The sequence below is a fragment of the Modicisalibacter muralis genome, assembly GCF_900102945.1.
Lineage (GTDB): Bacteria > Pseudomonadota > Gammaproteobacteria > Pseudomonadales > Halomonadaceae > Modicisalibacter > Modicisalibacter muralis.
Map to the genome: position 1 here is coordinate 238,152 of NZ_FNGI01000002.1, position 12,244 is coordinate 250,395.

Sequence of the window (12,244 nt, forward strand, 5' to 3'; positions counted from 1 at the left end):
CACTCGCCGCGGAGCCCGCGTGACCCACGATTGCCCCGATTCATCCTGGCGCACCCTTACCCGACGCCTCCTGATGATGGCGCTTGTCGCCCTGCTTTTGCCCAGCATGACCGTGCGGGCCGCCAACGCGGAACCGACCGAGACATCCAAAATCGTCACCCTCGACTGGACGCTGGCCGAGACGCTGCTGGCGCTGGGCGTCACGCCGCTGGGTGTTGCGCAAATCGACGCCTACCATAGTTGGGCCGGCAATCGAATGCCCGATGCGGTCACCGATATCGGCCTGCGCGCTCAGCCCAACCTGGAACTGCTGGCGAGCCTTGACCCTGAACGCATCCTGATCTCGCCGATGTTCGCCTCGCTCGAACCGCGCCTGTCGCATATCGCCCCGGTCAAGACGCTGGGCATCTATCTGGCCGAGGGCGATACCTGGTCGAACATGCTCGCCGTCACCCGCGAGATGGCCCGCCTGGTCGACCGTCCCAAGGCGGCGCGGCAACTGATCGACGCCACCGAGGAACACCTGGCGCGCCTGCGCCGCAAGCTCCCTGAGGATGTGCCGCCGTTACTGCTCGTCCAGTTCATGGATGCCCGCCATGTGCGGGTTTCCGGCGCGGGCAGTCTGCATCAGGCGGTATTCGAGCGCCTGGGGCTAGAAAGCGCCTGGACCGGCCCCACCAACGCTTGGGGGTTTTCACTGGTCGGGCTGGAAGAACTGGCCGGCATCGATGCGCAACTGGTGGTCATCAAACCCATGCCAACGGGAGTCAGGCAACGACTCGAGGCGAGTGGGCTATGGCAAAACCTGACCGCTGTGCGCCGCCACGAGGTGCTGTACTTGCCGCCGGTGTGGGGATTCGGCGGCCTGCCCTCGGCGCGCCGCTTCGCCGACCTGCTCGTCGAGGAACTGATTCACGACACTGACCAGGCATCCGCCTCAGCCGGGGAAAGCGACCATGGTTGAGGCTTCTCGCCGCCTGACACCGGGGCGCGCCTGCCTGTTGCTGGCCCTGCTGACCCTGGCGCTGGCTTGGCTGGCGCTCGATGCCCGGCTCAGCCCGCTAGCCGCCATGGCCGCGCTGTTTGCACCAGCACCCGACGCCATCGCCCAGCTCGTCGCCTATTACAGTTGGTGGCCGCGCTTGTGCGTGGCGCTGCTGGCCGGTGGCGGTCTGTCGCTGGCCGGGGTTCTCATGCAACAGGTCCTGCGCAACCCGCTGGCCTCGCCCACCACGCTAGGGGTGGCCAGCGGCGCCAATCTGGCGCTGCTGGCGGCGACCTTGATGGCCCCGGGGCTACTGACGTTCGGTCGTGAATGGATAGCGATCGCCGGCGGCGCGCTGGCCATGGGGCTGGTGTTTCTGCTCTCCTGGCGACGCGGACTGGCGCCGATGGTGGTGGTACTGGCCGGGCTGGTGGTCAATCTGTATCTAGGCGCGCTCGGCGTGACGCTACTGCTGTTTCATCACGAGGAACTCAAGGGCCTGATGATCTGGGGGGCCGGCTCGCTGTCGCAGAACAACTGGGGCGGCGTGATGTTCCTGTGGCCTCGTCTGCTGCTCGGCGCGCTGCTGGCGTTCGCCATGCTCAAGCCGCTGGCGGTGCTCGAACTCGACGACGCCAACGCACGCAGCCTGGGCGTCTCGCTCAAGCACCTGCGCCTGGCCAGCCTCGGGCTTGCCGTGTTCATTACCGCCTGTGTGGTCAGCATTGCCGGGCTGATCGGCTTCATCGGCCTCGCCGCGCCGGCTATCGTGCGCCTGTTGGGCGCGAGGCGGCTGGGTCCGCGGCTGATATGGGGAACGCTGCTCGGCGCGCTGTTGCTGGCCGCGACCGATCTGGCCCTGCAGCGCTTTTCCGGCGCCTTGCCGACGCTGATTCCCACCGGCGCCACGACCGCCGCGCTCGGCGCGCCATTGCTGCTGTGGTTGATTCCACGCCTCAAACTGGGTGGCGAGCGTCCACACACCGATACCGGCAGCTTGATTCATCGCCATGGTGCGCCCTATCGTCTGGCCGGCCAGCTCGGCGTGGCCCTGCTGATCGCCGCCGCCGTCGCCTTGTTGATCGGCCAGGGCGCCGATGGCTGGCAGTGGCTGATTGCCTCGGGAGACTGGTCGATTCTCGAATGGCGCTTGCCGCGCGTGCTGGCCGCCGGTGGCGCGGGAATCATGCTGGCACTGGCCGGCACGCTGATTCAGCGTATCACCGCCAATCCCATGGCCAGCCCCGAGGTACTTGGCATCAGCGGCGGCACCGCCATCGGGTTGATCGCCGCCATCTACCTGCTGCCGGGCGCCAGCCAGCTCACACTGATCGGCATTGGCACCCTGTCGGCACTGATCACGTTGGGCATCCTGATCGTACTCAACCAACGCAGCGGCTTCATGCCCGAGCGACTGTTGCTTACCGGCGTGGCGATCACCGCGCTGTTCGATGCCGTACGCAGCTTCGTGCTCGCTGGCGGCGACCCGCGCGGCCAGCAGATCATCGCCTGGATGTCCGGCTCGACCTACTATGTCGGTCTGACCACCGCCATCGTCGTCGCCGGCCTGGCCATTGTGCTGGCCCTGGTGGCTCGGCCTCTCTCGCGCTGGCTGGACCTGCTGCCGTTGGGCGCACCGACCGCCCGGGCACTGGGAATCAACGTCACCCGTTCGCGCCTGGCGTTGTTGGGCCTGGTCGCGCTGCTCACCGCCTGCGCCACGCTGGTGGTCGGACCGCTGAGCTTCGTCGGTCTGCTGGCGCCGCACATGGCGCGGCTGGTGGGCTTCTCCCGCGCCCGCGCGCATCTGCTGGGCGCCGCGCTGATCGGCGCGCTGCTGATGATCCTCGCCGACTGGCTCGGCCGCCAGTTGCTGTTTCCCCAGGAAATACCCGCCGGGCTGGTCGCCTCGCTATTGGGCGGCGCCTACTTCATGTGGGGGCTGCGACGCCTTTAAAGGGTGTTTACAAATTGCTGCGCTAGGCCATGCTGCGTTGAAATCCACCTCAAAATGCTCATTTACTCGATGTAAACTGCGCTTTTTCGGCTGATTTCGCCTTGCCTGTCCTTCGCTCGCGACTTTTGTAAACCACCCTTTTAGCTTGCTCTGAAACACTTGCGGTTGAAATTCCCTTTGCACGCCTGCATGTTAAATAGGCAACGACGCGGTATATCGCGCCGTTGCCTACGGACGTTTAATTGGAATTTGTACAAGGAGCGACAAAACATGGCACTACGTAAACCGCTTATTAATAGCGCGCTCTATACGGCTCTTATCGCTGGTGGACTCGCCATCAGTGGCAGCGCATTGGCCGCCCCGCAGGGACTCTACTCCACCGAAGAATTGAACGATGCCGACGTCTATCTGGCGAGCGATCCTTCGAACGATATCGGCGACGTGGAAGACGTTTTACTCGATGAGTCGATGGGCGTTCATTCCATCGTCATCGACACGGGCAACCTGCTCGATCTGGATGAAAAACAGTACGTCATCGAGACCGGCAATTTCACCGTGGAAACCCACAACGGTAACGACCTCGAAAACATCGAATATGCCGTGCATGTCAACATGACGGCGGAAGAAATTACTCAACAGCCCGAATACACCAACAATTGGTGGACCCAGGCCAAGCAGGGCGCGCTCCAGGCATGGGAAAATACCAAGGAGACCGCCGCCAGCGCTTGGGAAAGCACCAAGGCAGCGACGGCCAACGCACTGGATAGCGCCAGCGACGCCATCGAAAATGCCGGCAACTCCGTCGAGCAAAGCGCCGACGAGGTCAATAACTGATTGGCAAGTCAGCAGCTACTTTCTAGCTGCGCTAATCGATCTAACTTAATGCAAATGCCCGGTCGAATGACCGGGCATTTGCGTGTCGAGGCAGCGTTAAAAGAGGGTAATTACCAGCGGTAGCTGAGACTACCGATCACGCTACGCGATTCGCCGTAGTAGCACCAGAAATCGCAGCTGGCAACATATTCCTCGTCGGTGATGTTGTTGACGTTGACCTGGGCGGTCCAGTGACGATCGATATCGTAGCTGACCATGGCGTCATAGAGCGTATAGGAGGGAACTTCGCTATCAATACTGCTGGCCGGACTGGCCACGGTTTCACCCACGTAACGCACGCCGCCGCCCAATGTCAGCCCCTCAACAGCACCCGAGGTGAAATCGTAATTTAGCCAGGCAGAGGCCATATGGCGCGGAATGATCTCCACACGCTCATTATCTTTATTACGTGCATCTGTGTAAGTATAGGCCGCTGTCAGCTTGAGTTCATCAGTAATATAGCCCACGCTCTCCAACTCGAAGCCAGTGGCAGTCTTCTCGCCTTCCTGGGTCTGGTAGCCTCTAGGCGCCGTCGCGAAAGCATTTGTCTCCTCGATATCGAAAACCGCAGCGGTTACATAGCCATCCCAGCTCGACGGCGCGTACTTGATGCCCAGCTCCCACTGTTCGCCCTCGATCTCTTCGAAGACGGCGCCGTCATCATTGGTCAGCGCAACTGGCTGGAAGGACTCGGTGTAGCTGAGATAGGGATTCAGACCATTATCGCCAAGATACATCACACCGCCGGACCAGGAGGTCGCCGACTGGGTTTCGTCCACCGTGACGTTATTGCGCTCGAATTCGTTTCTTACATCGGCGCTATCGTAGCGAACCCCACCCAGTAATATCCAGCGATCGTCGATGCGCAACTGATCCTGCACATAGAGCCCCAACTGCTCCTTATCGATCTGGCGGCGAGCCAACAGACTGCTGGGCACCGGGATAATATCTCCCTGCGGATCGAAGATATCGACGGTATCGTAGGAATAGCTATCAAATTCCTTGCCATCAAGGCTAAGGTCCTGGTAGTCCACCCCGAACAGCAAAGTGTTTTCCGTACGATCGGTATACCACTTGCCAACCATCCGGTTATCGACGGTAAAGCTATCGATCTCGCCGTTGCGCTGCAAATGGCCACGAGGAGCTGTCCGCTCATCGTTGCGATACGTCATGATATAAGTGCTACGCAGATCAAGGTCGAGATGACTGTAGCGGAAGTTCTGTTCGAATTTCCAGGTGTCGTTGAGGAAGTGACGGAACTCGTAGCCGATAGCCGTCTGGGTATGCTCATCCTTGTCGTAGTCCGGCGCCCCATAGTTGGTCTGTGGATCGACCTTGCCGAAGGGCGTATTTTCCAGCGTGCCATAAGCCAGCTTGAACGGGTTAGTGGGGACGCCATCGTCCTTCTGGAAGCTGGCCAGTACCGTCAGTTGGGTGTCATCGGCAATGTCCCACTCAAGGCTTGGCGCAAAGTAGTATCGCTCGTTATAGGTGCCATCCAGATCACCGTCGCGCTCCTTGTACAGCCCTACAACTCGGTAGCGCACATCACCGCTCTCGGTGGCTGGGCCCGAGGTATCAAAGGCGAACTGCCGATGGTTTCGGTTACCTACCTGGATTTCTATCTCACCACGTTTCTCAGCGGTAGGACGTTTGCTCACAGCATTAATCAAGCCACCGGGAGGCGCTTCGCCATAAAGTATCGAACTCGGCCCCTTAAAGACTTCCACCCGTTCCAGGCCATAGGGCTCGGGCAGCCACTTGTAGTATCCGGGCTGATAGGCACGCAGGCCATCTACATAGGTCACCTGATCGAAGCCACGCACCTCGAACCAGTCGGTGTTGTTGTCGGCACCAAATTGGCCCGAGAGCACGCCCGAGCGGTAACGGAAGGTCTCGTCGAGGCTTTGAACATTTCGCGCGTTCAGTTCCTCGCGCTGGACGGTCGACACCGCACGCGGCGTTTCCACGAGTGGCGCTTCGACCTTAAGAGCTGTCGCCGTAATCACCATCGTATCCATTGGCTCTTCGGCGTTCGATTCGTCCTGTGCCAGGGCGGCTATCGGCAACGTCAAGAAAGCGCCCGATAGGGAAATACCCAGGCAGCGGCGTATGGCCAGGGCGAGACGGTTATCGAACCCGGCGGCGGATGGGGAAGATGGCATGGAAACCTCGGGGGCAGGCGCAGGATGAAGTTAATTTGAAGCCATATGATAAGCATTTGCATTTATGGCCACAATGGGACTTTCGCCCATGTCATTGGCATGCCCACTCACACGATCAGTCTCACTCGATACGCGATACCGCATCGCGACTGACATGCTCGCGCTGCTCACCGGTCAGTTCGCTCAGTTGGCCATCGCGCATTTCCAGCAGCCGGTCGGCGTGCTCGAAGTAGCTGTCGTCGTGGCTGATGGCGAACACGGTATGCCCCGCCTCGCACAATAGCGGCAACAGTTCACGATAGAACACCCGGCGGAATACCGGGTCCTGGTCGGCGGCCCATTCGTCTAGAAGCAGGATGTCGCGCTGCTCGCAGACCGCCAACAGCAAGGCCAGGCGCTTACGCTGGCCCTGCGAGAGCTGGGTCGAGGTGACTTGCCTGTCGGTGAAGCTTAGCTTGTGGCGCATGCCCAGCCGATCCAGCCAGGTATCGAGTAGCGCCGCGTCGGCGGCCTCGCCGTCCGGTCCAATCAGTTGCTCGAACAGGTGAAAGTCGGTGAATACGCTGGCGAAGCGTTGGCGATAGGCATTCCACCCATCCACGCCAACCGGCAGGCCATCGACCAGAATCTCACCCTCCAGCGGGCGATAGAGGCCGGTCAACAGCCGCGCCAGGGTCGACTTGCCACTGCCGTTGCCTCCGATCAGGAATATCTGCTCGCCGCGCTCGATGGTGAGATCCACCGGCCCTACCGCGAAGCCCGACTGCTCGCCCTTGGCCGGATACTGGTAAGTCACACCGCGCAGTTCGATGGTCTGCCAATTGGGCGTGGTCTTCCCGGTGCCGAAATCGGCACGGTAGTCGGCCAGCGCCAGCGCCTCGAGCTTCTCGAAGGCGACCTGGGCGTTAAGCAATGTGGGCAGCGCACCCACCGCCTGAATCAATGGCGTGCGCAAAAACAGGATGGCCAAGGCATAGGTCGCCGCCACGGTAGTACTCGCCCAGCCAAGCCCGTTGGCCAGAAAGAACGCCACCCCGATGGCGCCGAGCATCATGATATTGGCCCAGTTATTGGCGCTGAGGTGGTAAGTGTCGGCGCGGATGATATGGTGGCGATAGTCGCGCGCGTTGGCAGTGTAGACCTCGTCGAACAGGCGCCGTGCACGGTCGCGGTTCAGCGCCAGTTCCTTGCGCCCATCGATTACCGCCTCGTAGTCCTGATAGAGCCTGTCCTCGGAATCGCGCACGTAGTGAAGATGACGATAGACCCGTGACACCAGCCACCAACCCACCGCCATGGTCCCCGCGACCCACAGCGCCGTGACCGCCAGCATGCTGGGCGACAGATAAAACAGGTAGGCCATCGAGGCTAGCGTCAGAATCGTGCCCTGGACCAGTTCGGGCAGGCGCACGAAGGCGATGGTGACGTTGCGCACGTCGCTCGACAGGCTGGCCAGCAAGTGCGCGCTGCCGAGCTGTTCGAGGCGCTCGATGTCGGTATCCAGGATGCGCTTGATCAACCGCCCACGTAGCCGATAGACGAACAGATGGCCCAGCGTCGTCAACGCCAGTTGTGCGCCCAGCGATATCGCCAGCAACAGCACCAGCAAGCCGATGAACTGCGGCAGCGCCGAAAGCGGGCTCTCCCCGGTCGCGATCAATCGCTCGTTGATAAAGGCGATGATGCCGATGCCCAACCCGGCGCTGGCCAGACTCAACGCCATGACGCCGATGAACGGCCAGCGATAATCGCGAAAGACGACGCGCAGCAACTCCATACCCTATCCCCGAGCGGTGACGATTCAGGCGCACACCATTGGCTAAAATGCGTTATGCGTCAATGAAGATGAACCGTATTCAGGTAAAGCCTTTTGCATAACGACCATGGATGGCCTGAAATCACCCCATAGCGAGAGATGTTTGCGCCATGCCGAACACACAAATATGATAGCATGCTAACAATATAGCACGCTGTTGTTAAACAACGTTACGCTTAGAACAAGTACTAAATGAAGAAAACCATGCCCGACATCAAATGCTGAAACGCCTCAGCCCGTTACTGGCCCTGAACCAGACCACCCGACCCTGGCATATCCCGCTGCTGGCATCGCTGTGCGTCGGGCTTCCCGCACTGGTGGGCGCCTATTTCGGCCGCTTCGACCTTGGCATCCTGGGCTGTGTCGGCGCGCTGGTCATCCTGTATATGCCGCGCACCTCGATCGCTCACCGCATGGTCACGCTGGTAGTGTGTTCCTTCGGATTCCTGGCGTGTTTCACACTGGGCGTCGCCACCAGTTTCAATTCTTACCTGTCGGCTGGCGTGTTGGGTTTGACCGCCATGCTGGTGACGGTGATCTGTCGCTTCTATCGTTTGCCGCCGCCCGGGAGTTTTTTCTTCATTATGGTCGCCTCGCTGGCCTGCACCCTGCCCTTCGATCTGGCACTGGTGCCTCTGCGGGTCGGGCTGGTCGCGCTGGGCGGGATGCTGGCGTGCCTGCTGGCCTTCTTCTATAGCCTGTATGCGGTGAGAAAGACGTCGCCCCCAAACGATGCTCCACCGGTCGATCGACATATCGACGCCATCGTTCTCGAGTCGCTGGTGACCGGCTCGTTCGTCGGCGGCGCCTTCCTCCTGGCCCAGTTGATGGGGCTGAACAACCCCTACTGGGTGCCGATCTCCTGCGCCGCGATCATGCAGGGCGCCACGTTCACCCTGGTGTGGCAGCGCAAGATCCACCGCATCGTCGGCACCGCTATCGGCATGGGACTGGCCTGGGTGATCTTCTCTCTGCCATTCAACCCCTGGCAGCTAGGGCTGGTCATCGTCGTCCTGAATTTCATCATCGAGTCCCTGATCGTCAGGAACTACGGCTTGGCGGTCATCTTCATCACTCCGCTGACGGTCATCTTCGCCGACGCCACGACGGAAATTCCTCCCCAGACACTGGTGCTAGTGCGGCTATTCGACATCGTCCTGGGCAGCTTCATTGGTCTTATCGGCGGCTGGGTACTCCATCATCCACGCGCATTGGCTTACATCGAAGCCAGAATCAAGAAGCGCCGAAATGAAGCCTAAGGGGCCAGCGGAATCGCCTCGTGCTTGTGGCCGAAGGCGGGGCCTGAAGTTGGTGATCGAGGGTAATTCGATGCTGTGGCCCCTTCATGTTGGGTCAAAGCCCCGCACCCAAGACCAGTCACGAGGCGAGTCCACACACGGCGAGCCCGATGGTGATACGCTGGCAACCGGATGACAGCCCCATGGAGCTTCCATGTCGATGCAAAATCGTTTGCCCGAAACTGTCGCGTGTCGCTATGGCCCGCCGGGCGGTGCCGAAATGGCTGCCAGCGACACCGCTTCATTCGCACGACCAGCATGCCCCACTCAACACTGAATACCGCGCTGCTGCTGGGCACGCTGGGAACCGCCGGCCCCCTGCTGGCCCAGCCGATCGACCTGGAGACCGTCACCGTCTCGGCGCCGCGCCTCGAGCGTGAGCTGTATGCCACGCCGGCCGCCATCACAGTACTCGAGCGCGAGGCCATCGCCCGGGGCCAGCAGCGCGTGCGTCTCGACGAGTCGCTGGTGCGCGTGCCCGGCGTCTTCCTGCAGAATCGCAACAACTTCGCCCAGGGCCAGCGCGTGTCCATCCGCGGCTTCGGCGCACGCGCGCCCTTCGGCGTACGCGGCATCACGGTGAGGGTCGATGGCATTCCCTACACCCTGCCCGACGGCCAGGCACAACTGGACGCCATCGACTTCGACAGCGTCGAGCGCATCGAGGTCATCCGTGGCCCGGCGGCCGTGCAGTACGGCAATGCCGCCGGCGGGGTGATCGACATCACCACTGCCGACCGCCGCGGCGCCAGCGCTGGGAGCCGGGTGCGTATCGAGGGCGGCAGTGACGACTATCTCAAGCTGGCCGTCAGCCACGGCGGCGAGAACGGCGCGTGGTCGCACCATGTCAGCGTCTCGGCGCTCGACTTCGACGGCTACCGCGAGCACAGCCGGGTCGAGAAATACCAGCTCAATGCCAAGCTGCGTCGTGAACTGGACGATAATCGTGCCCTGACCGCCATCGTCAACCTGCTCGACAACCCACGTGCCGAGGACCCCGGCGGCCTGACCGCCGCACAGGTCGCCGCGGACCGTCGCCAGGCCGGCCGCTTCACCGAGGCCTACGACACCGGCCAGACGGTCGACCAGCAAGTGTTGGGACTGCAATACGAGAATCTCGCGTTCGGCCCCGGTGAGCTCTACCTCAAGGGCTTCACCACCTGGCGCGATTTCGAGCAGCAACTGCCCTACCCGGGCGACAGCCTGATCGATTACCAGCGCGAGCACGTCGGTGGTAGCGCGGAGTATCACCAGTCGCTGAACCTGGGCGGATTACCGCTGCGCTATGTAACCGGCGTCGACGTGGCCCGTCAGGAAGACGACCGTCATCGGCGCAACGTCGCCCTCAATGGCGACATCACCGGCGAAACCGCCAACGAGACCCAGACGGCCACCTCGCTGGGAGCGTTTGTTCAGGGCGACCTGGACCTGACCGACACGCTGACGCTGTCACTGGGCACGCGCATCGATCGGGTCACCCTGGAAGTCGACGACGACTTCGCCAGCGACGGCGACCAGAGCGGCGAGCGCACCTTCCGCGAATGGAGCGGATCGGCCGGACTGAGTTATCGCTATCGTCCGACCCATCAGGCCTACATCAACACCGGCACCGCCTTCGAGACGCCGACCTTCGCCGAATTCGCCAACCCTGACGGCACCGGCGGCTTCAACCCCGCCATCGAACCGCAGAAGGCCTGGAGCCGCGAGCTGGGCCTGCGCGGCAATTTCGCCAATGGCCTCGACTACGACCTGGCGCTGTTTTCGGTACGCGTGCGCGACGAACTGGTGCCTTACGAAGGCGACAGCGGGCGAACCTTCTATCGCAACGCCGGCGATACCTCACGCGAGGGCATCGAGCTGGCGCTGGGTTGGCAGTTCGCTCCGCAGTGGCGCCTGGACAGCGCCGTGACACTGGCGCGTTACGAATTCGACGACTTCGAAACGGATGGCAGCGACTACGCCAGCAATCGCCTGCCCGGCCTGCCCGAACGGACCTGGGTCAATCAGCTGACCTGGGAGGGAAGCGATGCCCGCTTCGCCACCCTCGAAATCCAGTACATCGGCGACCTGCTCGCCGACAACGCCAACCAGGTCGAGGTCGACGGCTACTGGCTGGTCAACCTGCGCGGCGGCGATGGCTGGGCGCTGAGCGCCGACACCCGGCTCACCGCCTACGCTGGGGTGCGCAACCTGCTCGACGAGGAACACTTCGCCAACGTGCGTATCAACGCCAACAACGCGCGCTATTTCGAACCCGCACCGGGGCGCACGCTCTACGCGGGCATCGAGGTGGCGTTTTGAGACAACCCCACCGGGAGCACGCGTTCCCCGGCGGGGGCTTGCCGGCCTCACTCGCCGAAGTATTTCTGCTGAAGCTTCTCGAAGGTTTCGCTCTGCTTGACCTCGGCCATCGCGGCGTTGAACTCCTCGACCAGTTCACGATCACGCTTGCGGAATGCCGCACCGACGCCTGGGCCATAGATCGACTCAGGCCCCGTCACCAGCTTGCCGACCCGTGAAAACTCAGCCTTTCCGAGCAGCGCATCCTGAGCCAGCGGGAATGCCGTGAACACCAGCTCAAGGCGCCCGGTATGCATGTCGTTGACCACGCCGCTGGAGCTGCTGTAACGATGAATATCGGCGTCAGGGTAAAACTGAGTGACATACTCATCCTGAATGGTGGCCATTTGCACGCCGATATCGACGCCTTCCAGAGTGCCATTCTCGGGATCCAACTGGCTTCCTTCGCGCCCGACCCAGACAGAAGGCACCTGGAAATACGGTTCGGAGAACAGTACCTGGCGCGCACGCTCGTCGGTAATGTTCATCGACGAGGCGATGAAATCGTACTTGCGCGCCAGCAGTCCCGGAATGATGCCGTCCCAGCCCTGCTCGACCCACACGCATTCGCGCTGCATCTGTTGACACACGGCTTCGATGAGTTCGACCTCAAAGCCGGTAATGGTCCCGTCGGCTTCCTTGATCTGAAAGGGGGCGTAGGGGATGTCGACCCCGACCCGCAACGGCTCCTCGTCGGCCTGGGCCACCGGTCCCAGCAACATGCCCATGGCCAATACACTACCCATCATCGTCTTGTAATTCATGATTGCTCACCTCGGTCTTGTGGTCTGTGAGTACAAAGTGGCACGC

The 12,244-nt window shown here is 61.8% G+C and carries 8 protein-coding genes; 5 read left to right on the top strand and 3 right to left on the bottom strand.

The features are described 5' to 3' along the window. Positions 1-19: 19 nt before the first annotated feature. The 3 genes from BLR92_RS05695 to BLR92_RS05705 all read left to right on the top strand — a co-directional run bounded on the left by BLR92_RS05695 (position 20) and on the right by BLR92_RS05705 (position 3,776). Positions 20-964 carry an iron-siderophore ABC transporter substrate-binding protein gene (locus BLR92_RS05695; protein WP_245704122.1) on the top strand — a complete coding sequence of 315 codons (945 nt, stop codon included), beginning with the start codon at positions 20-22 and terminating at the stop codon, positions 962-964. Then, positions 957-2,942: a Fe(3+)-hydroxamate ABC transporter permease FhuB gene (gene fhuB / locus BLR92_RS05700; protein WP_089726402.1), complete on the top strand. Its 1,986-nt coding sequence runs from the start codon at positions 957-959 to the stop codon at positions 2,940-2,942. Before BLR92_RS05695 ends, fhuB begins: the two co-directional genes overlap by 8 nt. A 270-nt stretch (positions 2,943-3,212) precedes the next feature. Continuing rightward, on the top strand, positions 3,213-3,776 hold the full coding sequence (locus tag BLR92_RS05705) for a PRC-barrel domain-containing protein (RefSeq protein ID WP_089726403.1): 564 nt from the start codon (positions 3,213-3,215) through the stop codon (positions 3,774-3,776). A 110-nt stretch (positions 3,777-3,886) separates the two neighbouring features. On the opposite strand, the gene BLR92_RS05710 is transcribed toward BLR92_RS05705, so the two are convergent. Then, a complete protein-coding gene (locus BLR92_RS05710; protein ID WP_089726404.1) occupies positions 3,887-5,980 on the bottom strand; it encodes a TonB-dependent siderophore receptor in 2,094 nt (697 codons plus the stop codon). A 121-nt stretch (positions 5,981-6,101) separates the two neighbouring features. Beyond that, positions 6,102-7,757, bottom strand: a complete 1,656-nt coding sequence (locus BLR92_RS05715) for a multidrug ABC transporter permease/ATP-binding protein (RefSeq protein WP_089726406.1) — start codon at positions 7,755-7,757, stop codon at positions 6,102-6,104. Positions 7,758-8,014: 257 nt separating this feature from the next. Between BLR92_RS05715 and BLR92_RS05720 the strand changes: the two genes are divergently transcribed. Both BLR92_RS05720 and BLR92_RS05725 read left to right on the top strand, forming a co-directional pair. After that, complete coding sequence (locus BLR92_RS05720; protein WP_089726407.1) at positions 8,015-9,055, top strand: FUSC family protein; 1,041 nt, start codon at positions 8,015-8,017, stop codon at positions 9,053-9,055. Between the two features lie 297 nt (positions 9,056-9,352). Next, positions 9,353-11,395, top strand: coding sequence for a TonB-dependent receptor family protein (locus BLR92_RS05725; RefSeq protein ID WP_089726409.1), 2,043 nt, complete (start codon positions 9,353-9,355; stop codon positions 11,393-11,395). A 47-nt stretch (positions 11,396-11,442) separates the two neighbouring features. Here BLR92_RS05725 and BLR92_RS05730 read toward each other — a convergent pair whose 3' ends face one another. Continuing rightward, positions 11,443-12,198, bottom strand: a complete 756-nt coding sequence (locus BLR92_RS05730) for a transporter substrate-binding domain-containing protein (protein ID WP_089726411.1) — start codon at positions 12,196-12,198, stop codon at positions 11,443-11,445. Positions 12,199-12,244: the final 46 nt, after the last annotated feature.